Source organism: Mesorhizobium montanum (assembly GCF_033977145.1).
In the GTDB taxonomy this organism is placed as follows: domain Bacteria; phylum Pseudomonadota; class Alphaproteobacteria; order Rhizobiales; family Rhizobiaceae; genus Mesorhizobium; species Mesorhizobium montanum.
In genome coordinates this window covers 21,978-42,915 of sequence record NZ_JAVIJF010000003.1, presented here as the reverse complement: position 1 = coordinate 42,915, position 20,938 = coordinate 21,978, and the positions used below count along the sequence as shown (strand labels likewise).

Below are 20,938 nucleotides of genomic sequence, written 5' to 3'. Positions count from 1 at the left end.
TGCCGTTTGAAATCGTTGGAGTGGTCAGGTGACCTGGTACGCCCAAGGGGAATCGAACCCCTGTTACCGCCGTGAAAGGGCGGTGTCCTAACCGCTAGACGATGGGCGCGCTCAGACGAAGCGGCTTATAATTGCGTTGTTGCCAACCGGCAACCCGTCCGCAGCCACATGCGACAACTTTTTTCGCGGTGCCGTGAAACGTGTGCGTGTCGTGGGCGAAATCAGCCGTCCTCGCCACCGCCGCTGCGACGGCGGCAGCGCCAGTTCCAGTCGCGCTCGGGGCCGACGTCGACATGGACGGATTCGGTGTGGCAGTAGGTGCCGACGCCGCCGCGGCCGGGCATCGCGCGGACGTAGCTCGCCAGGTCCCATTTGGAGACGCCGGGCACCTGGATGTCGGCGGCGGCGCAATACATGTGCAGCGAGTTCTTGGCGCCGTTGGCGCGCCGGTTGCGCGAGGGATCGCGATAGCCGGAGGTGACGATCATCTTGCGGCCGAAATGACCTTCGATCGTCTTCAGCACCCGCACCAGTGACGGCTTGAGGCAGGCGACGTCGACGCTTTCGTTCTGCTTCAAAAGGCCGTTGGGCGCGAGCCTGGCCATGCCGGCGGCCGATGCAACCTGGTAGGAACCACCGCCGCCCTCATCCTCGTTGAGGTCGACGTCACTCTCGTCGTCGATGCCGGACTTGCGCTTGATCTCGAACAGCGCGGTCTGGCGCACGCCGGGAAGGGCGTCGGCCCCGGTGATGTGATTGCTTGGATTGTCGAGCGAGGCCAGTTGCACAGGCTTTTCGCCCGGCGTCGCCGAGGCCAGCGTCACGATCGGCTTGGCCGGCGGCGGCGGGGTCTTGGCCTGCGCGGCGGGCTGGTCGCCGGAGCGCGCGTTGTTGATCAGCGGTGCTGGCGCGGCAGAAGCGGGGGCGGTGCTGAACAGCGAGGCGAACAGGCCCTTTTTCGGGGCGGCGATCTGAGGCTGTGTCGGATCACCCGCGGTCACATAGACGCCGTTGCTCATGGCTTGCGTGGTCGCCTGCGCCTTCGATGCAACGGCGGCGGCATCGCCGGCGGCGACCTGCTGGGCGACGGTTTGCGTCTGTTCGGCCCTCTGCGCCTGCTGAACCAGCGGTTGCGGCGTGTTACCGGCGATCGTGGCGGCGCCCGCGGGCACGGCGACGGCGGGGAAGGCGGCTTGCGGCCGCGTTTCCGGCACATAGGCAATCTTTTCGGGCAAAGGCGTGTCGCCTTCGCTCATCACGGTCGATGCCGCATCGGCGGTTGCGGACGCTGCCTGAATCGACGAATCGGCCGCCGTTGCGGTCTTGGCGCTGGATGTCGCGCTCATTTCGCCGGCGGTTGAATTGTAGGCGGGCGAAACGACCGACATCGTCGGGTCGCCGGTCGACGTGCAGGAGGCCAGAAGCACGGAGAAAAGCGCCGCCGCAATGCTGCGACTTTCCCTTCGTGCAAGACGCCAACCTACTGATTTCAAAACAAATTCCCCCTCGATATCCGGTCGGTTCGTTATCGCCGCGCCACTCCAGAATCGCGCCGCGATAATCCTCCTGTTCCCCAACCGGAAACGGGACTGTGTCGAATCTGCAAGCCTCGGAATTATTCCGCGTCGGAAGGTAATTTGAGGCCGCCAAACGATTGACGCCACCATTTCGCCCTGTTTTGGCGGCCCGTCAACTCACCAGACATTACAGTCCGTTACACACGCACCTTGACATAGGTGCCCGGCGCATCTCCCAAGGTTTTCATACGCTTGCCGGGTTTGCGGGCAGGTACGTGGATGTTGTCCTGGTTCTCGATCCAGTGCTGCCAGTGCGTCCACCAGGAGCCTGGATGCTCGTGCGCCGCGGCAAGCCAGGCGTTGAAGTCGCCCACCGGCTTGCCGCCGGTCCAATACTGATATTTCTTGGCCGCGGGCGGGTTGACGACGCCTGCGATGTGGCCGGAACCCGCCATCACATACTCGACGTCACCGCCGAAAAACTGCGATCCCAGGAACACCGAAAGCGCCGGCGCGATGTGGTCCTCTTTCGTGGCAAGGTTGTAGACCGGGATGGTGATGTCGGCCAGCGAGACGATGCGCCCGGCAAGCTCCATGACCCCGCGCGAAAGATTGTTCTCGAGATAGCAATTGCGCAGGTAGAAGGAGTGGTTGGCCGCCGCCATGCGCGTGGAATCGGAATTCCAGTAGAGCAGGTCGAAGGGCAGGGGCTCCTTGCCGCGCATGTAGTTGTTGACCACGTACGGCCAGATCAGGTCGCCGGAGCGCAGCATGTTGAAGGCGGTCGCCATCTTGGTGCCGTCGAGATAGCCCTTTTCGCTCATCGAGCGCTCTACGGCGGCGACCTGGTCCTCGTCGACGAACACCTTGAGGTCGCCGGCATAGGTGAAGTCGACCTGCGTGGTGAAGAAGGTGGCCGATTTTATACGGTGGTCGCCTTCCTGAGCCAAAAGCGCGAGCGCGGCGCCGAGCAGCGTGCCGCCGACGCAATAGCCGATGGCGTTGACTTCTTTTTCGCCTGTCGCCTTCTCCACCATGTCGAGGCCAAATTGCAGGCCTTCGCGGATATAGGCCTCCCAGCCCTTGGCGCCGTGGCGCTCGTCCGGGTTGATCCAGGAGATGACGAAGACGGAATGGCCCTGCTCGATCGCCCAGCGGATGAAGGATTTTTGCGGGTTGAGGTCGAGAATATAGAATTTATTGATCCATGGCGGGCAGATCAGCAGCGGGCGCTTGAGCACCGTTTCCGTCACCGGATCGTATTGGATGATCTCGGCGACGTCGCTGCGGCCGATCACCTTGCCGGGCGTCGTGGCGATGTTCTTGCCGATTTCGAAGGGCGTGTAGTCCGCCTGGCGCAGCTTCAGGTCGCCCCGGCCGGCGGCGATGTCCTCGGCCAGCATCTTCATGCCGCGCACCAGATTCTCGCCATTCGACGCCACTGTCTCGCGGAACAGCTCCGGATTGGTCAGGATGAAGTTCGACGGCGCGATCGCGTTCGACACCTGCTTGACGTAGAAGCTCGCCTTGTGGCGCGTGTGCTCATCGAGGCCCTCGGCATGCTCGACAAGCTCGTTCGCCCAGCGCGAGGTGACGAGATAGGCCTGTTTCAGGAAGTCGAAGAAGGCATTGCGGCCCCATTCCGGGTCTTGGAAGCGCTTGTCGCCGCGCTCCGGCATGACGGCATCGTCGGAAGCTTCAGCGTTGGGCGTGACCTTCTGGATGGCGTTCGCCCAGACGGTCATATAGCCGGCGAAAAGCCGCGTCTGTGCTTCCAACGCGCGCTGCGGGTCGCCCAGCCAGTACTCCGAGAGCTTGGAGAAGGTCTTGACCATGTCAACGACGGGTTCGGCGACGTGATCGCGCAACTCACCCTTCTCGCGCGGCTCGGCCCAGGCGGAAGCAGCCTTGCCTGCCTGCTCGACCATACGCGCCATGTTCAAGGCAAAGCGCTCGGGGTCCTTCACCAGATATTGCTCGATGGCCGAAGGTCCGCCATTTTCCGCTTTGTCCGAATCGTCAGGTTTGGACATGGTTCGCGGGGTTCCTCCCGGAGCGTTTTCTTGACATATTACCATGGGACAACTGACCGGGTCCAATTCGCTGTAACCCGGCTGCCAGGAAAACAATATGACGATTAATGTTGGCGGGACTTTTTTTCTCGGCGCGGGTTGCCGCATGGCGATCGTGGCGGGACTGGCCGGTGTGCTGTTGCCCGCGGGCGGCTGCACGAGCACCACCACGAACAATGCGGCGCCGACGGCCTTGACCGAGGGCCCGAAGGACACCGGCTCCTATCCGAACCTCAACATCCCGCCACAAGTGGCCGCCAAGCAGTTCACCAAGGAAGAGACCGCCGCCAACCTCGCCCAGCTCAAGGCCCAGCAGCAGGCGCAGCTTGCCAAGGGCCGCGGCGCCAAGGCACCGGCGAATTCGGCGGCGCTCAACACTTTAGCCAAGACGCATGGCGCCGACACGCTGAAGCAGATCGAGGGCAAATGCGACCCGACCCTCGACCCTAACTGCAATTAGGTCTATATCGCGCGCCGAAACTCTGATGGTCTGGAACTGAAATGGAAGAATTTCACAAGGTCCGCCGGCTTCCGCCTTACGTCTTCGAGCAGGTCAACCGGCTGAAGGCCAGCGCCCGTTCGCGCGGCGCCGACATCATCGACCTTGGCATGGGCAATCCGGACCTGCCGACGCCGAAAGCCATCGTCGACAAATTGTGCGAGGTGGTGCGCGATCCGCGCACGCATCGCTATTCGTCCTCGCGCGGCATTCCGGGTCTGCGCCGCGCGCAAGCCAACTATTACCAGCGCCGCTTCGGCGTGAAGCTCAACCCCGACACGCAAGTGGTGGCGACGCTCGGCTCGAAGGAAGGCTTCGCCAACATGGCACAGGCCATCACCGCGCCTGGCGATGTCATCTTGTGCCCCAATCCGACCTATCCGATCCATGCCTTCGGCTTCATCATGTCGGGCGGCGTCATCCGCTCGCTGCAGGTCGAGCCCGACGACGGTTTCATCCCCGCGCTCGAGCGCGGCGTCCGCCATTCGATCCCGAAGCCGCTGGCGCTGATTCTCAACTATCCGTCGAACCCGACGGCGCTCGTCGCCTCGCTCGACTTCTACAAGGACGTGGTCGCCTTCGCGAAGAAGAACGACATCATCATCCTGTCGGATCTTGCCTATTCGGAAATCTATTTCGACGGCAATCCGCCGCCTTCGGTGCTGCAGGTGCCGGGCGCGATGGATGTCTGCGTCGAGTTCACCTCAATGTCGAAGACCTTTTCCATGCCCGGCTGGCGCATGGGCTTCGCCGTCGGCAACGAGCGGCTGATCGCGGCGCTGACGCGCGTCAAGTCCTATCTCGATTATGGCGCGTTCACGCCGATCCAGGTGGCGGCCGCGTATGCGCTCAATGGCGACGGCGCCGACATCGCCGAGGTGCGCGAGGTCTATCTCAAGCGCCGCGACGTGATGGTCGATTCTTTCAGCCGCGCCGGCTGGACCATTCCGGCACCCGCGGCCTCGATGTTCGCCTGGGCGCCGATCCCCGAACAGTTCCGCCATCTCGGCTCGCTCGAATTCTCGAAACTGCTCATCGAGCACGCGGATGTCGCGGTGGCACCGGGTGTCGGCTTCGGCGAGCATGGCGACGACTATGTGCGCGTGGCGCTGGTCGAGAACGAGCACCGGATCCGCCAGGCCGCCCGCAACATCAAGCGCTTCCTGACCGTGACCGCCAAGCAGTCCAACAATGTGGTGCCGCTCGCCGCTCGGCGTTGAGTTTGCCTTATATTTATAGAATTTTGAGGGGCGTCGCCGGACATGGCTGAAGCGTTGCGTGTTGGAATTGCCGGCCTCGGCACGGTTGGCGCCTCGGTGGCGCGCGTACTGCGCGACAAAGCGGACGTGCTCACCCGCCAGTGTGGCCGCGACATCGTCGTGACAGCCGTTTCGGCCCGCGATCCGAAGCGCGACCGCGGCATCGATCTGAGCGCCGCGAAATGGTTCGACGATCCGGTCAAGATGGCCGAAAAGGCCGATATCGACGTCTTCGTCGAGCTGATCGGCGGCGACGAGGGGCCGGCGCGGCTGTCGGTGAAGGCGGCGCTCGAGGCGGGGCGCCATGTCGTCACCGCCAACAAAGCGCTGCTTGCCAAGCACGGCGTGCAACTGGCCGAGATCGCCGAGAAGAAGGGCGTGCTGCTCAACTACGAGGCTGCGGTGGCCGGCGGCATCCCGGTCATCAAGACGATGCGCGAGGCGATGGCCGGCAACGCGGTGACGCGTGTTTTCGGCATCCTGAACGGCACCTGCAACTACGTCCTGACCCGCATGGAGGCAGAAGGCATCTCCTTCGACGCCTGCCTGAAGGACGCGCAGCGGCTCGGCTATGCCGAAGCCGATCCGACCTTCGATATCGAGGGCCACGACACGGCGCACAAATTGTCGATCCTGACCAGCCTTGCCTTCGGCACCAAGATCGCCGCCAACGACATCTATATGGAAGGCATCTCCAACATCACCCAGGCCGACATCCGCGCGGCCGGCGACCTCGGCTATCGCATCAAACTGCTCGGCGTCGCGCAGCGGACCGACAGCGGCATCGAGCAGCGCGTGCACCCGACCATGGTCCCGACGGCCTCCGTCATCGCGCAGGTGCATGGCGTCATCAATGCCGTGGCGATCGAGACCGACATTCTGGGCGAGCTTTTGCTTTCCGGTCCGGGCGCCGGCGGCAACGCCACCGCCTCGGCGGTGATCGGCGACATCGCCGATATCGCCAAGAGCCGACCTGGCTTCCAGCACGCGCCGGTGTTCGGCTGGCCGGCGAAGGAACTGAAGCCTTACAAGAGGGCGCGGATGCGCAGCCATGCCGGCGGCTACTTTATCCGCCTTACCGTGCATGACCGCACCGGTGTCTTCGCAGCCATCGCCAAGCGCATGGCCGACAACGACATCTCGCTGGAATCGATCGTCCAGCAGGCGGCCGGCGCGGAAACGCAGGCGCAGAAGACGGTGATCCTCGTCACTCACGAGACGACGGAAGCGGCGGTGCGCAAGGCGGTCGAAGGCATCACCAAGGATGGTCATCTGACCGACAAGCCGCAGGTGATCCGCATCGAGCGGGCGGAATAGCTCGGGGCGCAATCTGCCTTCAATCGATTGATTTTGCTGCCATTTCAAAAAGTGACGGGGCAAGTCTTGCCGTTGTCATGGAGCTTTGCCAGAAGAAGCGCGCCTCTGGAGGGAGGCGGGAGCAATTCCTGGAAAAGCGCCTGGCGGCTTTCCGTCCGGAATTGCGCGAAGCAACAGTCAACGAGGAATGCGTAATCCATGAACATGGCCCAGAACATCGCCGCCGGCCTCGACCGGATCCTTACCATGGAAGTCGTGCGCGTAACCGAGCGGGCCGCGGTCGCCGCCGCCAGGCTGCGCGGGCGCGGCGATGAGAAAGCCGCCGATCAGGTGGCGGTCGATGCGATGCGCGAGGAGCTCAACCGGCTGGCCATCAAGGGCACGGTGGTGATCGGCGAGGGCGAGCGCGACGAGGCGCCGATGCTCTATATTGGCGAGGAGGTCGGCACCGGCAAAGGTCCCGCTGTCGACATCGCGCTCGATCCGCTCGAGGGCACGACGATCTGCGCCAAGAACCTGCCCAATGCGCTTGCCGTGATCGCAATCGCGGAAAAGGGCAGCCTGTTGTTCGCGCCCGACGTCTACATGGACAAGATCGCGATCGGCCCAGGCTATCCGGAAGGCCTGATCGACATCGACGCCTCGCCGGCCGAGAACCTCGCCAATCTGGCAAAGGCCAAGGGCGTTGCCGTCTCCGACATCACCGCCTGCATCCTCGACCGGCCGCGTCACGCCGAGCTGATCGACGCCGTACGCGCCACGGGCGCCGCGATCCGGCTGATTGGCGACGGCGACGTCGCCGGCGTCATCCACACCACCGATCCGGATGAGACCGGCATCGACATCTATCTCGGCACCGGCGGCGCGCCGGAGGGCGTGCTGGCCGCGGCTGCACTGCGCTGCACCGGAGGGCAGATGCTGGGCCGGCTGATCCTCGATACGCCGGAGAAGGTGGCGCGGGCGCAGAAGATGGGCATTTCCGACCCGAAGCGGGTCTATCGCGTCCAGGACATGGCGCGCGGCGACGTGCTGTTCGCGGCGACCGGCGTCACCGACGGCAATCTGCTCGAAGGGGTGAAGTTCGGCCGCACCTTCATCACCACGCACACCATCGTTTTACGCTCATCCTCGCGCACCGTGCGCGAGATCAAGGCGCGTCACCAGGATCTGGATAAGTTTTGATTTCGTCTCGCCCGGACGCTTTCGCGGCAATTCGAGGAAAACCGTTCCACACTTTTCCCCGGATTGCTCGCTTCCCTGGAATTGCTCCGGCGCCCGCATATTGATATCTGCCCAATGATGATGTGCAGACGGCGCGTCGCATGACGGGCGAGAAACGGCTCTTCCTCGATGTCAGGCAGTCGGCGACCGGTGTTTCCTGGGAACACCGGCTGACCGAGCGGCAGGACATGGCCGCTTTGGCGATAGCGCAAGGCCATGGCGTGCCCGACATCGTGGCGCGGGTGCTTGCCGGGCGCGGCGTCGGCGTGGAGCAGACCGAGCGTTTCCTCGATCCGACCATTCGCGAACTTCTGCCAAATCCGGCATCGCTGACCGATATGGAGAAAGCGGCTGCAAGGCTGGCGGACGCGATCGTCGCCGGCGAAAAAGTGGCGATCTTCGGCGATTACGATGTCGACGGCGCTGCCTCGTCGGCGCTGATCAAGCGCTTTCTGACGCATTTTTCGGTGCCGTCCGAAATTTATATCCCGGACCGCATCTTCGAGGGCTACGGACCCAATCCGGAAGCGATGCGAGAGCTGATCTCGCGGGGCGCGAAGCTGATCGTCACCGTCGACTGCGGCACCAACAGCGCGACCTCGATCGAGGCGGCCAAGCAGGCCGGAGCCGACGTCGTGGTGCTCGACCATCATCAGGTTGGCGGTCCGCTGCCGGCGGCCGACGCCGTGGTCAATCCCAATCGCGAGGACGATTTGTCGGGACAGGGGCATCTCTGCGCCGCCGGCGTCGTTTTCCTGTGCCTTGTCCAGACGGCGAAGGTGCTGCGCGAAAAGCTGCCGAATGCCGCGCCGCCGGATCTGCTTTCGCTGCTCGATCTCGTCGCGCTGGCGACGGTCTGCGACGTGGTGCCGCTCACCGGCGTCAACCGCGCCTTCGTGGTCAAGGGGCTGCAGGTGGTTCGCCAGCTGAAGAACGAAGGGCTGGCGGCGCTGGCGCGGGTTTCGCGCATCGGCGAGCCGATCAACACCTTCCATCTTGCCTTCCTGATCGGACCACGCATCAATGCCGGCGGCCGCATCGGCGATGCAGCACTCGGCAGCCGGCTTTTAGCCACCGACGATCCCGTCGAGGCGGCAAGCATCGCCGAGACGCTCGACCGGCTGAACCAGGAACGGCAGCAGATGGAGCAGGACATGCTGGCGCAGGCGCGCGCCGAGGCCGACGCGGAGCTTGCCGGCGGCAATGGTCCCGCCGTCATCGTCACCGCCAGCAACAACTGGCATCCCGGCATCGTCGGGCTGATCGCTTCTCGGCTCAAGGACTATGCGCGCCGGCCGGCCTTTGCCATCGCCTTCAATTCGACCGGCATCGGCACCGGCTCCGGGCGTTCGGTGACCGGCTTCGATCTCGGCCGGATGGTGCGCGAGGCGGCGGATGCCGGGCTGATCGTCAAGGGCGGCGGCCATGCGATGGCCGCCGGCATCACCGTCGAGCGCGCCAAGCTCGGCGAACTGCGCGCCTTCTTCGAGGAGCGGGCCGCGGCCGACGTGTTCCGACTGCAGAACGAGGAAAGCCTGGCGGTCGACGGCGCTTTGGCCGCGGAGGGCGCCACGATCGCGCTGCTCGACGCGCTGGAGAAGGCCGGGCCGTTCGGCGCCGGGCACATCGCGCCGGTGTTCGTGCTGCCGCGCCACCGGCTCACCGACGCGCGCGCGATCGGCACCAATCACATTCGCGTGGACCTGCAGTCGCAAAGCGGCGGCAACATCCAGGCGATCGCGTTCCGTGCCGTCGACACGGCGCTTGGCGAATTCCTGTTCAGGAACAGGGGCAGGACCGTGCACATCGCCGGTTCGCTGTCGGGCAATTACTGGAACGGCAACCGCACGGTGCAGTTCCGCATCAGCGATGCGGCGTTGGCGTAAGGACGAAGTCGGGAAATTTACACGAGAACGGACTGCAGCCGGATCAGTTCGGCGATCTGCGACTTCGTTGCCTGGTAACCAATGTCGATCGCCTCGTCGGCGCGGTGGAATTCCGTCAGGCCGATATGGCTGAGTTTCGGCTGCAGCGACATATCCGGCGGGTCGCCGGCAAGCCTGGCGCGCGAAATCCGATCCTGGATGATGTTGAAGGCCTCGACCATCACGCCGGTGATGCCGAGGCGTGTATGCTGGGCCTGGTGCTCAGGCTGGCCGGGTCTCGGCGCGTCATTCTCTACGATGAGTTCACCGGCGCTGTGTTTTATCACCGCGGCGCGGCCGAACAGGTCATAGTGAAGATTGACGGCGACCACGAGCGGCTGCTCGTAGGCGCGGCAGACCGAGACCGGCACCGGATTGACCAGCGCGCCATCGACCAGGATGCGACCGTTGCAGTTCACCGGCTCGAAAACGCCGGGCAGCGCGTAGGACGCGCGCATTGCCGTGATAAGCGAGCCGTTCGACAGCCAGATCTCATGGCCGGTGCGGATTTCCGAGGTGACGGCGACGAAGGGTTTCGACAGGTCATCGAAGCGGACACCGGCCAGATCCTGGCGCAGCCGCGCGTCGAGCTTCATGCCGCCGAACAGACCGCTGCCGCGCAGATTGAGATCGAGAAGGCCGAAAATGCGCCGCTTGGTAAGGCTCCTGGCGAACTCTTCCAACTCGTCGAGCTTGCCGGCCAGATAGCAGCCGCCGACCAGGGCGCCGATCGAGGTGCCGGCGATCATCGACACTTCGATGCCGGCCTCGTCAAGCGCACGCAGGACACCGATATGCGCCCAGCCCCTGGCGCAACCGCCGCCGAGCGCCAGCGAAATGCCGGTTTTCTTCTGAGGCTTTGGATCAGACGCGCCGCCGGACGATGCGGGGCCGTTGGCCTCCCGAACGTCAGGTTTGCTGCGCAATGACGCCCATTCGAGCATCATGATCTCCCTTGTCCCATATCCCTTCTACCGCAAGGATATTTGAGAATAGTGAATATGAGTGGTTTGTGAATATTGAATGGTTCACACCGGCTTCCGATACGTCTTGTCTGTATCGAACAGCGGCCTGCTGCCGTCGCCGGCAAGCGTCGCCTTGCCGTCATTCAGCCCCACCGTCCGATAAAAGCAGGAACGCCGTCCGGTGTGACAGGTTGCGTCGTGGCCCAACACTTTCACGCTCAACCATATCGCGTCCTGGTCACAATCCGTGCGCATCTCGACGACGTGCTGGAAATTCCCCGAGGTCTCGCCCTTCTTCCACAGTGCGTTGCGCGAGCGCGACCAGTAGTGGGCAATGCCGGTCTCGAGCGTGAGCGCCAGTGCCTCGGCATTCATATGCGCGACCATCAGCAGCATGCCGTCGCCGGCATCGGTGACGACGACGGTGACGAGGCCCGCGGCATCGAAGCGCGGAGAAAGAACGGTGCCTTCCTCCAGCGCTTTCTTGTCTGATGGAGCTTTTGGAAATTCGACTGCCGACATCGCTGGTCCATCTTTCTGTTTGACCATGATCTTATCCGAAAACCGGTCTCCACTTTTTCGCTGACGCGGTCCTTCGGTTCGGGATCATGGTTTGATGGGCCGGCGACGGCCGGCAAATCAGCCGGCGCGCACCATGGTGACGAAGCGGATCTGCTCCTCGGGCGTGTCCTTGAAGACGCCAGTGAAGGTCGAGGTCAGCGTGGTCGAGCCCTGCTTGCGGATGCCGCGCATGGCCATGCACATATGCTCGGCCTCAAGCATAACGGCGACGCCACGCGGGTTGAGCACGTCCTGGATGACGCCGGCGATCTGCGCCGTCATCGCTTCCTGCGTCTGCAGGCGATGGGCGAAGATGTCGACCACACGCGCGATCTTCGACAGGCCGACGACCTTGCCGTCCGGCAGATAGCCGACATGCGCCTTGCCGATGATCGGCACCATGTGATGCTCGCAATGCGAATGGAAGTTTATGTCCTTGACGATGACGAGATCGTCATAGCCGGCGACTTCCTCGAAGGTGCGGCCAAGCTCGTCGGCCGGGCACATGTCATAGCCGTTGAACATTTCGCGGAAGGCTTTGGTGACACGCTTCGGCGTGTCGATCAGGCCTTCTCGCTCGGGATTGTCGCCGGTCCAGCGCAAAAGCGTGCGCACGGCGGCTTCGACTTCGGCTTCGCTGGGCCGGTCGGTGACGGGCTTTTCCATATAGTCGGACGGGGGCATGATTTTCTTGATTACGGCATCCATAAAGGCGTCTCCCGTAGTCCCACTCAAAGGTGGAACGAGTTGAACGGACCACGACCTTTTGGGTGAAAATCGCCCATTTCCATCCCGCAAGCGGCGTGAACATATGAGCATGGACAACGGCTTCCTGTCGCCTTGTCGATGCCCGACTGCCACCATTATATATGGTTCCAGCAGAGCGAAAGGAAGACGCGAGAGCGGCAAAGCCTGTTCGCTGGGCGGCGACGGATTGGAAAAATATGATCGACGACGTCTACAATGCGAAAATTCTCGGCTTCGCCGGAAACATAGGGCGGATCGGCCGGCTCGCCGACGCCGACGCGACGGCCAGGGCGCATTCCAAATTATGCGGCTCGACCGTCACCGTCGACCTCAAGATGGACGGCGACGTGGTGACCGATTTCGCCCACGACGTGAAGGCCTGTGCGCTCGGCCAGGCCTCGTCGTCGATCATGGCCCGGCATGTGGTCGGCGCCAACGCCGACGAATTGCGCGCCGTGCGCGAAACCATGCTGAAGATGCTCAAGGAAAACGGCGCGCCGCCGGAAGGCCGCTTCGCCGATCTTAAATATCTGGAGCCGGTGCGCGACTACAAGGCGCGCCATGCCTCGACCATGCTGACCTTCGACGCGGTGGTCGATGCGATCGGCCAGATCGAGAAGAAGCGCGCCGAACAGGCGGCTTAAGGATAGGCGGCTAAGCTGCTTCCCTGGTCTCGGCGAATTCGCTTCGGATCCAGTCGGCGAAAGCCCTGGCCGGCTCCGGCAGATCCCGCAAGCTCCTGGCCACCAGCCAGTAGGCGCCGGAAGCGACATCGATATCGAACGGTTTGATCAAAGTGCCTGACGTGAGCTCCTCACCGATCTGCAAGAGATCGCCGAGCGCTACGCCGTGGCCGAGCAGCGCAGCCTGTTTCGAAAGCGAGACGTCGGCCAGCATCGGGCCACGCGCGGGTACCGCGTCAGCGGGCACGCCGGCTGCCTGGAACCAGCGCGCCCAACCCTGGCGGTTTTCCTCGTGCAGCAGCGTGTAATGGCGAAGGTCGATCGGCTTTTCCAAGGGAGGGCCAGATGCCAGCAACCCCGGCGACAGAACCGGTGAATCGACAGTCGAGGCCAGGCGCTCGGCTTCGCTGCGCGGCCATGACGTGGCGTGCGCGCTGAAACGCAAGGCGAGTTCGGGCTGATCGCTGCGGAACTCAATCGGCCGTGGATCGACTTCGAGGGACACGTCGATGTCGGGCCGCAATTGGCGAAAGCGATTGAGCCGCGGCACCAGCCACACGGCGGCCAGCGATGGTTCGACGCTGACGCGGACCACCGATTGCGCCGGCGACGCCACCAATTCCGAAAGCACCCGGTCGATGTCGTCGAAGCTTCTGACCAGCTGCGCGAGGAGACGATGCCCCGTATCCGTCAGTTCGACGCGCCGATGGAGGCGGAGAAACAGCGGCTTGCGCAGGAAGGTCTCGAGCTCGCGGATCTGCCGGCTGATCGCGGCCTGCGAAACGTAAAGCTCCTCGGCCGCCCGGCTGAAGCTCAAATGCCGCCCGGCTGTCTCGAAGCTCCTGAGCGCCGTCAGCGGCAGCCGTCCTCGCTTCATTCGCATAACCCCAGGTTATCCGATGGGGAAATTATACTCGTTTGAGAGGGAAGGCCAGCGGCAGTCTAATCGGCGCTCAAAGGAGCACTGCCATGAACCAGTTCCTGGCCATTTTGAACGACGTTATGCGGATCGCCACCTTTCAATGGCATGGCGAGGTCCTGCGAGGCGGCAGTTGCCACGGATATCGAGATGCTTCCTGCCACCACGTTCCGCCAGCCGACAGGTATCCCATCCGGCGCTGCAGGTCTTGAGGGCGAAAGCATTGCGTTTCAGCGTCGAAGCTCACATCTATCGCGCAGCGAAACAGGCTGCGGAGACAGATGGGCGACCGTCACGGACATACGCACGGCGCCCGGCCGATCCAGCGCGGGCGCAACTGGCCGGGACCGTGGCGCAAGACACCGGGCCGTATCCTCGGCACGTCGTTCGTGCGCCTCTATCAGCTGACGCTTTCCGGCTTTGTCGGCAACAGCTGCCGGCACCTGCCGACCTGTTCCGAATATGCGCATGAGGCAATCGCCCGCCACGGCCTGTGGGCCGGCGGCTGGATGGGACTGTTCCGGGTCTTGCGCTGCGGGCCGTTCGGAACGCATGGCATCGACCGCGTGCCGGAGACGCTCGCCCGGCGCTATGTCTGGTTCATGCCCTGGCGTTACTGGCGCATCGGCAAGAAACGCGGCCAACCTGAAATCTGATTGCTCGGGCGGTCGCGACGATCGAATTTTACGATCTGGTAGGGTTAACGCGAAGCTGCACAAACACTGCCAATTTGAGACAAAATCGAGACAAGACGCCCGGTTAAGCCGCTGCCTGTAATCCCGTTCAGGAGTGAGCTTTGCTATGCGCCAGATGGACCGCTATCCCTTCATTTTTGCCGTCGTCCTTTTCCTCCTGGCCTGGATGCTGGGCTTGCCGGTGCGGGCGCAATCGGCGCCGCTCGACGACATCCGCTGTACGCTGATCCAGGATCAGCAGAGCGGCGCCACGCTTTACCAGGATGGCGTATGCGACCGGCGCGTCAGCCCGGCTTCCACCTTCAAGGTGCCCCTGGCGCTGATCGGCTACGATTCCGGCATCCTGAGCGACCAGCATACGCCGAGCTGGGACTACAAGCCTGAGTTCAAGGGGCCAAAGCGCGACCGGAAGACCGTCGATCCGACGACCTGGGAACGCGATTCCATCGTCTGGTACTCGCGCGAGATCACGCGGCGGCTCGGCGCTGAAAAGTTTGCCGGCTATATGTCGAAATTCGCCTATGGCAACAAAGATGTGTCGGGCGATGCCGGCAAGGACAATGGGCTCACGCAATCCTGGATAAATTCCTCACTCGAAATATCGCCGGTCGAGCAGACGGCGTTCCTGCGCCAGATGCTCGCCGGCAAAATGCCGGTGTCGGCCAAAGCGCATGAGATGACCAAGGCGATCGTCCCGACCTTCGCGGCAGGGGACTGGACCGTGCAAGGCAAGACCGGCAGCACCAAGCTCGGCCAAGACGGCAAGCGCTCGCTCGGCTGGTTCGTCGGCTGGGCGGAGAGGGACGGACGCCGCATCATCTTTGCGAGGCTCGTCGTGGATGCCAAGCGTACCGGCGAGCCGAAGGGCGTCGCAACGCGGGCGGCGTTCCTGAAGGATCTTCCCGGCCTCATCAAATAGAATGGGGTGCGGCTTTACGGCGGCGGAAACTCCCCATAAAAGACTGCCGCCGGCCATGGTCCATGCGATTGGCGCCTCCGGCTAACCCTCTGCATGACGCACCTATATGTTCGACATGCGTTTCACCACCCGCGCTCGTTTGCGGGACTGGATAGGAGAACCTTGATGCCGAATTCCGTTTCCCTGACGTTTCCCGATGGTTCGGTCCGCGACTACGACGCGGCGATGACCGGCGCCGGTCTGGCCGAGTCGATCTCGAAGTCGCTGGCCAAGAAGGCCGTCGCCTACAGCCTCGACGGCACCGTTCGCGATCTTTCCGATCCGCTCGGCAAGTCGGGCAAGGTCGAGATCATCACCCGCGAGGACCCGCGCGCGCTGGAACTCATCCGCCACGATACGGCGCATGTGCTGGCCGAGGCCGTGCAAGAGCTGTGGCCGGGAACGCAGGTGACCATAGGTCCGGTGATCGAGAACGGGTTCTATTACGACTTCGCGCGCAACGAGCCGTTCACGCCGGACGATTTCCCGGTGATCGAAAAGAGGATGCGCGAGATCATCGCCCGAAACAAGCCGTTCACGAAGGAAGTGTGGTCGCGCGAGAGGGCGAAGAAGGTCTTCGCCGACAAGGGCGAGCGCTACAAGCTCGAGCTGATCGACGCCATTCCCGAAGACCAGGACCTCAAGATCTATGCGCAGGGCGACTGGTTCGACCTTTGCCGCGGTCCGCACATGGCTTCGACCGGGCAGATCGGCAACGCCTTCAAGCTGATGAAGGTCGCGGGCGCCTATTGGCGCGGCGATTCCAGAAATCCGATGCTGACGCGCATCTACGGCACGGCCTTTGCCGACCTGGCGCAGCTCGAGGCCTACCAGACGCTGCTGGAAGAGGCCGAAAAGCGCGACCACCGCAAGCTCGGCCGCGAGATGGATTTGTTCCATTTCCAGGAAGAGGGACCGGGCGTCGTCTTCTGGCACGCCAACGGCTGGAGGATGGTGCAGAACCTGATCAACTACATGCGTCGCCGCCTCGACGAGCACGGCTACCAGGAAGTCAACGCGCCGCAGGTGCTGGACAAGAGCCTGTGGGAGACGTCGGGACACTGGGGCTGGTATCGCGACGCGATGTTCAAGGTCACGGTCGCCGGCGATGACACCGATGACGACCGCGTCTTCGCGCTGAAGCCGATGAACTGTCCCGGACATGTGCAGATCTTCAAGCATGGGTTGAAGTCTTATCGCGAACTGCCCGTAAAACTTGCGGAGTTCGGCAATGTGCATCGCTATGAGCCGTCCGGCGCGCTGCACGGGCTGATGCGCGTGCGCGGCTTCACGCAGGACGACGCGCATATCTTCTGCACCGAGGAACAGCTCGCCGCCGAATGCCTGCGCATCAACGATCTGATCCTGTCGACGTATGCCGATTTCGGCTTCGACGAGGTCAGCGTGAAATTGTCGACGCGGCCGGACAAGCGAGTCGGCACCGACGAGGCCTGGGATCATGCCGAGGCGATCATGAGCAATGTGCTGGAGACGATCCGCGCGCGCTCCGGCAACCGCATCAAGACCTCGATCAATCCGGGCGAGGGCGCCTTCTACGGGCCGAAGTTCGAATATGTGCTGAAGGATGCCATCGGCCGCGAATGGCAGTGCGGCACCACGCAGGTCGACTTCAACCTGCCGGAGCGCTTCGGCGCCTTCTATATCGGCTCGGATTCGGAGAAGAAACAGCCGGTTATGGTGCACCGAGCTGTGTGCGGCTCGATGGAGCGGTTCCTCGGCATCCTGATCGAAAACTATTCCGGCCATTTCCCGCTGTGGTTCGCGCCGCTGCAGGTGGTGGTGGCGACGATCACCTCGGATGCGGACGATTATGCAAGGAAGGTTGTCGAGCGGCTGAAGGCGGCGGGGCTGCTGGCCGAGGCCGATCTGCGCAACGAGAAGATCAACTACAAGGTGCGCGAGCATTCCCTGGCCAAGGTGCCGGTCATCCTCGTCTGCGGCAAGCGCGAGGCGGAAGAAGAAACCGTCAATATCCGCCGGCTGGGCTCTCGCGACCAGGAATCGCTGAAGCTCGACGATGCGGTGAAGCAGCTTTCCGACGAGGCGGTCTCGCCTGACCGCAAGCGTCGCGCCGCCTGATATGCCAGATGAATGGCGGTGGTGCGTCCACCGCCATTTTCATACCCCTGTCACGCCAGCCCTGTAACGAGCCGCCATGCTCAAGTTGAAACTGCGGGAAAGACGTTTTCCCGAGCTCTCCTATGCCAACGCGCATCAACCGGTGCTGACGCGCTGGTTCATCCATTCCGTCGAGGGCTTGTCGGGTCGCGACCGGTTCGCCGTGCTCTATGATTTCTGGCGCCGCCAAGTGGTGCCGACCGGCGATCGCGTGTTCAGCCAGATGCTGGAATTGATCGACGTCAAGGTTCGCAACGCCGTTCAGTGGCCGCCGGCCGCGCTGCCGGACACGCCGCTGGTCATCGTCGCCAACCACCCTTTCGGTATCGGCGACGGCATTGCGGTGCTGTCGCTCGTCGAGCAACTGGGCCGACCGTTCCGGGTCATGATCCACAAGGATCTGCTCAGGATCCGCGAGATGGAACCCTATTCACTGCCGATCGATTTTTCCGATACCAAGGAAGCGCTGAAGAACAATATGGCGGTGCGCCACGAAGCGGTGCGGTTGCTGAAGGAAGGCGTCACCATCGTCGTCTTTCCGGCCGGCGGCGTCGCCACGGCGCCGAAGGGCTTTGGCCGCGCCATCGACCTGCCGTGGAAGATGTTCCCGGCCAAGCTCATTCAGGACGCCAAGGCTTCGGTCATTCCGATGCATTTCTCCGGCCAGAACGGCCGCCTGTTCCATCTCGTCAGCGGCCCGATGAACATGGCAGAGCGCGACAACCGTGTGGCGAAGTTCATCGGCAAGGCATCGCTGACGCTGCGCACCTCCTTGCTCATCCGCGAGTTCGCCCGGTTGTCGGGCAAGGTGATCGAGGTGCGTATCGGCGAAGTGCTGAGATGGAGCGACCTTGAACCCTTGCGCGATCGCAAAGTGCTGCTCGATCGGCTCTACCGCTCGGTGTTCGACCTGGCGGCCCCGGCCGCGCAACGTGGCCGTGTGCCGTTTCTGCAAAAGCGGATGCGCAAGGCAGCCTGACGGCTAAACGGCTAAGATGTTTAGTCCGCGCCTTCCTCGGGGTCGATGGCCGACGATTCATTGGCAAGAACCTCGATTTCCTGGTTCTGGCCGGCAACGACCGCAAAGTCCTTCTGGTAGATGCGGTCGCGGTTCTTGGCGATGATGGTGTACTGGCCCTCGGCCAGCACCATCGAGGCGAAGGCGCCGACCGCTTCCTTGATCGGGTCGCCGCTCTCGTTGAGCAGCGACCAGGATGTGTCGGCGATGGCTTCGCCGCCGGGCTCGCGCACCAGCTTCATCGTCATCTCGGCGGCGCGGTGCTCGACGGTTGCCTCGGTCAGCTTGCCGGCCTCGACACGGATGTCGGAGCGGATCACGGCGTTGACCGCGCCATAGGTGGAGACGACATGGTAGGTACCGGCGTTGAGCCGCACCACGGTATTCGGTGCGACGTCGGGGGCGATCAGCGCGCGGTCGCCATTGGCCGCGGCCACGCCTTCATAGATCGAGAAACGCAGTTTCTTCGACTGGATGGGCGCGCCGCCGGATGTCACCGCGTCGAGCTTCAGGCCGCCGGCGTCGAGCACAAGGCTTTCACGCCTGGCCTCCTTGCCGACGGTGATGCGCTTGGTGGCGCCCGCGCGCCCGTAGGAGGCATGGACGAGATAGCTGCCGGGGTCGAGCTGGAACACCGCCGTGCCGCCATGGGCGGACGCCACCATGGGCAGCTTGCCGTCGCTTGCGGGCTCCGGCTTGAAGACCCGCCAGACGATGCCGCGAGTGATGTCGGCGCCCTTGTCGGTCAACTGCGCCGACAGCGTGACGGCGCCGCCATTGCCGAGCGCCAGCGGTGCTCCGGTCTTCGGGTTCGCGTAGCTCGAAATGCCCGGAAGCTTGATGTCGCCGACATCGTTGGCATTCTGGGCCAGAGCGAAGGAAACCGGCACCGCGAACAACGCAGCGACGAGTGCGATCACGAAAAGGCGCAGGATCCCCTCAAACATGCCTTGCGTTGAAGCCCAAGGCGGTGGCAATTTCAAGGCCTAGGAGTGCGTTGCTTCCTCAAGCGGCTCCTTATCCGGCGCAAAACGCCAACGCCCGAGCCGCCCGACCTCCCGATGGCGTGCTTCAGCTCAAAATCGAATGCTTTCCAGGAGACTTGCGCCCATGGCGTCGCCGATCATCGACTTCCTGCTCACCCGCAATTCCGCGCCGATCCCGGACCTCAAGGAGCCGCCGCCGAGCGACGCCGAGATCGCGACGATGATCGCGGCCGCCTCGCGCGTTCCCGACCACGGCAGGCTCGAGCCCTGGCGCTTCATCCTTTATCGCGGCGAGGCGCGCATCGAGATCGGCAGGAAGCTGGCAGCGCTTGCCGAGCAGCGCGAAGGACCGCTGCCGGAAGGCCGGCGCAACCAGGAACTGGCGCGCTTTTCGCGGGCGCCGCTGGTGATCGGCGTCGTGTCGGTGCCGAAGGAGAACCCGAAGATCCCGCAATGGGAGATGTTCCTGTCGGGCGGCATGGCGGCCATGAACCTGATGATCGCGGCCAATGCGCTAGGCTACGGCACCAACATGATCAGCAACTGGTATTCCGACGTCGCCGAGGGCAGGGCGATCCTCGGGCTCTCGCCGCGGGAGCGCGTCGTCGGCTTCGTCCATATCGGCTCCTATCAGGGACCGGCGCCGGAACGGCCGCGACCCGATCCGGCGAAGCTTTATGCCGATTACACCGGTCCCTGGGCCGGTTAGTCACGCCCTGCGCGCTTGGAAGCCGCGGCCGTCGTGGCAGGATTACCGCGGCGCGCGGTCATGACGGCACGCACGTAGCCGGGCTCACCGATCCGGATGCTGCCGTCGGGGAGCCCTAGAATGCGATCGAGCGCGATCTCGTAGAGCCTGACGCGCCTCTCCAGGGTTTCGATCGCGATGTCCATGTCGGCATCGCCGCCGCCGGCGAATGCCCTGGCAATCACATCATGCGTGGCCAGGCCGAATTGCATGACGATATCGGCGACACCCTCCGGGTCAAAAGTCCGGAACGTCTTGTCTTCGACACCTTGCCGGATGATCTCGACCAGTATCGGCGAGAAAGACTTGCTCGCGGCCAGATTGATGCGGTGGAATAGCACCAGGTTTTCCGGGCGAAACAGCGTCTCGAAGAGCGCCCATGCTTCCGGCGCGGTCTCGATCTGGCGCGACTGCGCGAGCAGGGCGTTCAGGCGTCCAAGCGGATCGAGGTTCGGATCGTCGACGATCTTCTGGACGCCGGCCAGCGCCTGTCTGGCGAAACGCTCCGCCAATGCCTCCAGCAGGGCCTCCTTGGAAGCGAAGTAGTGGTAGAAGGCGCCTTTTGAGACGCCGGCGGCCGCGATGACGTCGTTGAGGCTCGCTCTGTCGTAGCCATGCGTCAGGAACAGGGCCTGGGCATGGTCCAGCAGTTGTTCGCGCCTGAGTTCCGGGTGCCTGATGATGCGGGGCATTGGCGAAACCTTGTGCA

19 protein-coding genes and 1 tRNA gene are annotated in these 20,938 nt (G+C 63.6%); 11 read left to right on the top strand and 9 right to left on the bottom strand.

All coding sequences use genetic code 11. The features are described from left to right. Positions 1–34: 34 nt before the first annotated feature. The 3 genes from RFM68_RS04600 to phaC form a co-directional block, all read right to left on the bottom strand. Positions 35–109 (bottom strand) — tRNA-Glu (locus RFM68_RS04600). Positions 110–221: 112 nt separating this feature from the next. After that, positions 222–1,388, bottom strand: a complete 1,167-nt coding sequence (locus tag RFM68_RS04595; protein WP_320231833.1) for a YcbK family protein — start codon at positions 1,386–1,388, stop codon at positions 222–224. A 326-nt stretch (positions 1,389–1,714) separates the two neighbouring features. Next, positions 1,715–3,550, bottom strand: a complete 1,836-nt coding sequence (phaC, locus tag RFM68_RS04590; protein WP_320231523.1) for a class I poly(R)-hydroxyalkanoic acid synthase — start codon at positions 3,548–3,550, stop codon at positions 1,715–1,717. A 97-nt stretch (positions 3,551–3,647) separates the two neighbouring features. Between phaC and RFM68_RS04585 the strand changes: the two genes are divergently transcribed. The 5 genes from RFM68_RS04585 (at position 3,648) to recJ (ending at position 9,771) form a co-directional block, all read left to right on the top strand. Continuing rightward, positions 3,648–4,049, top strand: coding sequence for a hypothetical protein (locus tag RFM68_RS04585; RefSeq protein WP_320231522.1), 402 nt, complete (start codon positions 3,648–3,650; stop codon positions 4,047–4,049). A gap of 41 nt (positions 4,050–4,090) precedes the next feature. After that, entirely contained in the window at positions 4,091–5,308 is a 1,218-nt protein-coding gene (locus RFM68_RS04580; RefSeq protein ID WP_320231521.1) for an LL-diaminopimelate aminotransferase, read from the top strand. 42 nt (positions 5,309–5,350) lie between these two features. Further along, positions 5,351–6,664 carry a homoserine dehydrogenase gene (locus RFM68_RS04575; protein WP_320231520.1) on the top strand — a complete coding sequence of 438 codons (1,314 nt, stop codon included), beginning with the start codon at positions 5,351–5,353 and terminating at the stop codon, positions 6,662–6,664. A 198-nt stretch (positions 6,665–6,862) separates the two neighbouring features. Then, positions 6,863–7,846, top strand: a complete 984-nt coding sequence (glpX, locus tag RFM68_RS04570; RefSeq protein WP_320231519.1) for a class II fructose-bisphosphatase — start codon at positions 6,863–6,865, stop codon at positions 7,844–7,846. Positions 7,847–7,986: 140 nt separating this feature from the next. Beyond that, complete coding sequence (gene recJ / locus RFM68_RS04565) at positions 7,987–9,771, top strand: single-stranded-DNA-specific exonuclease RecJ (protein WP_320231518.1); 1,785 nt, start codon at positions 7,987–7,989, stop codon at positions 9,769–9,771. A gap of 17 nt (positions 9,772–9,788) precedes the next feature. On the opposite strand, the gene RFM68_RS04560 is transcribed toward recJ, so the two are convergent. From RFM68_RS04560 to folE, 3 genes are all read right to left on the bottom strand, one after another. Further along, positions 9,789–10,754: a patatin family protein gene (locus RFM68_RS04560; RefSeq protein ID WP_320231832.1), complete on the bottom strand. Its 966-nt coding sequence runs from the start codon at positions 10,752–10,754 to the stop codon at positions 9,789–9,791. An 84-nt stretch (positions 10,755–10,838) separates the two neighbouring features. Continuing rightward, the gene (gene hisI / locus RFM68_RS04555) at positions 10,839–11,297 is read right to left on the bottom strand and encodes a phosphoribosyl-AMP cyclohydrolase (protein ID WP_320231517.1); all 459 of its coding nucleotides are present in this window, start codon (positions 11,295–11,297) and stop codon (positions 10,839–10,841) included. 117 nt (positions 11,298–11,414) lie between these two features. After that, the gene (gene folE, locus RFM68_RS04550) at positions 11,415–12,044 is read right to left on the bottom strand and encodes a GTP cyclohydrolase I FolE (protein WP_320231516.1); all 630 of its coding nucleotides are present in this window, start codon (positions 12,042–12,044) and stop codon (positions 11,415–11,417) included. A gap of 236 nt (positions 12,045–12,280) precedes the next feature. Between folE and RFM68_RS04545 the strand changes: the two genes are divergently transcribed. After that, entirely contained in the window at positions 12,281–12,727 is a 447-nt protein-coding gene (locus RFM68_RS04545) for an iron-sulfur cluster assembly scaffold protein (protein ID WP_320231515.1), read from the top strand. Positions 12,728–12,737: 10 nt separating this feature from the next. Here the strand turns inward: RFM68_RS04545 and RFM68_RS04540 are convergent, their stop codons facing one another. Beyond that, positions 12,738–13,643 (bottom strand): LysR substrate-binding domain-containing protein, encoded by a 906-nt coding sequence (locus RFM68_RS04540; protein ID WP_320231514.1) that lies wholly within the window; start codon positions 13,641–13,643, stop codon positions 12,738–12,740. A gap of 323 nt (positions 13,644–13,966) precedes the next feature. On the opposite strand from RFM68_RS04540, the gene yidD reads away from it, so the two are divergent. From yidD to RFM68_RS04520, 4 genes are all read left to right on the top strand, one after another. Beyond that, complete coding sequence (gene yidD / locus RFM68_RS04535; RefSeq protein ID WP_320231513.1) at positions 13,967–14,341, top strand: membrane protein insertion efficiency factor YidD; 375 nt, start codon at positions 13,967–13,969, stop codon at positions 14,339–14,341. A gap of 145 nt (positions 14,342–14,486) precedes the next feature. Continuing rightward, positions 14,487–15,299 carry a class D beta-lactamase gene (gene blaOXA / locus RFM68_RS04530; protein ID WP_320231512.1) on the top strand — a complete coding sequence of 271 codons (813 nt, stop codon included), beginning with the start codon at positions 14,487–14,489 and terminating at the stop codon, positions 15,297–15,299. Between the two features lie 165 nt (positions 15,300–15,464). Further along, on the top strand, positions 15,465–17,438 hold the full coding sequence (gene thrS, locus RFM68_RS04525; RefSeq protein ID WP_320231511.1) for a threonine--tRNA ligase: 1,974 nt from the start codon (positions 15,465–15,467) through the stop codon (positions 17,436–17,438). A gap of 76 nt (positions 17,439–17,514) precedes the next feature. Next, positions 17,515–18,456 carry a lysophospholipid acyltransferase family protein gene (locus tag RFM68_RS04520; RefSeq protein WP_320231510.1) on the top strand — a complete coding sequence of 314 codons (942 nt, stop codon included), beginning with the start codon at positions 17,515–17,517 and terminating at the stop codon, positions 18,454–18,456. A gap of 20 nt (positions 18,457–18,476) precedes the next feature. Here the strand turns inward: RFM68_RS04520 and RFM68_RS04515 are convergent, their stop codons facing one another. Further along, positions 18,477–19,442 (bottom strand): RgsD C-terminal domain-containing protein, encoded by a 966-nt coding sequence (locus tag RFM68_RS04515; RefSeq protein WP_320231509.1) that lies wholly within the window; start codon positions 19,440–19,442, stop codon positions 18,477–18,479. 163 nt (positions 19,443–19,605) lie between these two features. Here RFM68_RS04515 and RFM68_RS04510 point away from each other — a divergent pair, with 163 nt between their 5' ends. Next, positions 19,606–20,190, top strand: coding sequence for a nitroreductase family protein (locus RFM68_RS04510; protein WP_320231508.1), 585 nt, complete (start codon positions 19,606–19,608; stop codon positions 20,188–20,190). Here the strand turns inward: RFM68_RS04510 and RFM68_RS04505 are convergent. Further along, positions 20,187–20,921: a TetR/AcrR family transcriptional regulator gene (locus tag RFM68_RS04505; RefSeq protein ID WP_320231507.1), complete on the bottom strand. Its 735-nt coding sequence runs from the start codon at positions 20,919–20,921 to the stop codon at positions 20,187–20,189. The genes RFM68_RS04510 and RFM68_RS04505 overlap by 4 nt on opposite strands. Positions 20,922–20,938: the final 17 nt, after the last annotated feature.

Excerpts from the sequence above, each read along its gene's own strand:
- RFM68_RS04595 (WP_320231833.1), bottom strand. The coding sequence starts at position 1,388 with ATGTCGGTCGTTTCGCCCGCCTACAATTCAACCGCCGGCGAAATGAGC.
- phaC (WP_320231523.1), bottom strand. The coding sequence starts at position 3,550 with ATGTCCAAACCTGACGATTCGGACAAAGCGGAAAATGGCGGACCTTCG.
- RFM68_RS04585 (WP_320231522.1), top strand. The coding sequence starts at position 3,648 with ATGACGATTAATGTTGGCGGGACTTTTTTTCTCGGCGCGGGTTGCCGC.
- RFM68_RS04580 (WP_320231521.1), top strand. The coding sequence starts at position 4,091 with ATGGAAGAATTTCACAAGGTCCGCCGGCTTCCGCCTTACGTCTTCGAG.
- RFM68_RS04575 (WP_320231520.1), top strand. The coding sequence starts at position 5,351 with ATGGCTGAAGCGTTGCGTGTTGGAATTGCCGGCCTCGGCACGGTTGGC.
- glpX (WP_320231519.1), top strand. The coding sequence starts at position 6,863 with ATGAACATGGCCCAGAACATCGCCGCCGGCCTCGACCGGATCCTTACC.
- recJ (WP_320231518.1), top strand. The coding sequence starts at position 7,987 with ATGACGGGCGAGAAACGGCTCTTCCTCGATGTCAGGCAGTCGGCGACC.
- RFM68_RS04560 (WP_320231832.1), bottom strand. The coding sequence starts at position 10,754 with ATGCTCGAATGGGCGTCATTGCGCAGCAAACCTGACGTTCGGGAGGCC.
- hisI (WP_320231517.1), bottom strand. The coding sequence starts at position 11,297 with ATGTCGGCAGTCGAATTTCCAAAAGCTCCATCAGACAAGAAAGCGCTG.
- folE (WP_320231516.1), bottom strand. The coding sequence starts at position 12,044 with ATGGATGCCGTAATCAAGAAAATCATGCCCCCGTCCGACTATATGGAA.
- RFM68_RS04545 (WP_320231515.1), top strand. The coding sequence starts at position 12,281 with ATGATCGACGACGTCTACAATGCGAAAATTCTCGGCTTCGCCGGAAAC.
- RFM68_RS04540 (WP_320231514.1), bottom strand. The coding sequence starts at position 13,643 with ATGAAGCGAGGACGGCTGCCGCTGACGGCGCTCAGGAGCTTCGAGACA.
- yidD (WP_320231513.1), top strand. The coding sequence starts at position 13,967 with ATGGGCGACCGTCACGGACATACGCACGGCGCCCGGCCGATCCAGCGC.
- blaOXA (WP_320231512.1), top strand. The coding sequence starts at position 14,487 with ATGCGCCAGATGGACCGCTATCCCTTCATTTTTGCCGTCGTCCTTTTC.
- thrS (WP_320231511.1), top strand. The coding sequence starts at position 15,465 with ATGCCGAATTCCGTTTCCCTGACGTTTCCCGATGGTTCGGTCCGCGAC.
- RFM68_RS04520 (WP_320231510.1), top strand. The coding sequence starts at position 17,515 with ATGCTCAAGTTGAAACTGCGGGAAAGACGTTTTCCCGAGCTCTCCTAT.
- RFM68_RS04515 (WP_320231509.1), bottom strand. The coding sequence starts at position 19,442 with ATGTTTGAGGGGATCCTGCGCCTTTTCGTGATCGCACTCGTCGCTGCG.
- RFM68_RS04510 (WP_320231508.1), top strand. The coding sequence starts at position 19,606 with ATGGCGTCGCCGATCATCGACTTCCTGCTCACCCGCAATTCCGCGCCG.
- RFM68_RS04505 (WP_320231507.1), bottom strand. The coding sequence starts at position 20,921 with ATGCCCCGCATCATCAGGCACCCGGAACTCAGGCGCGAACAACTGCTG.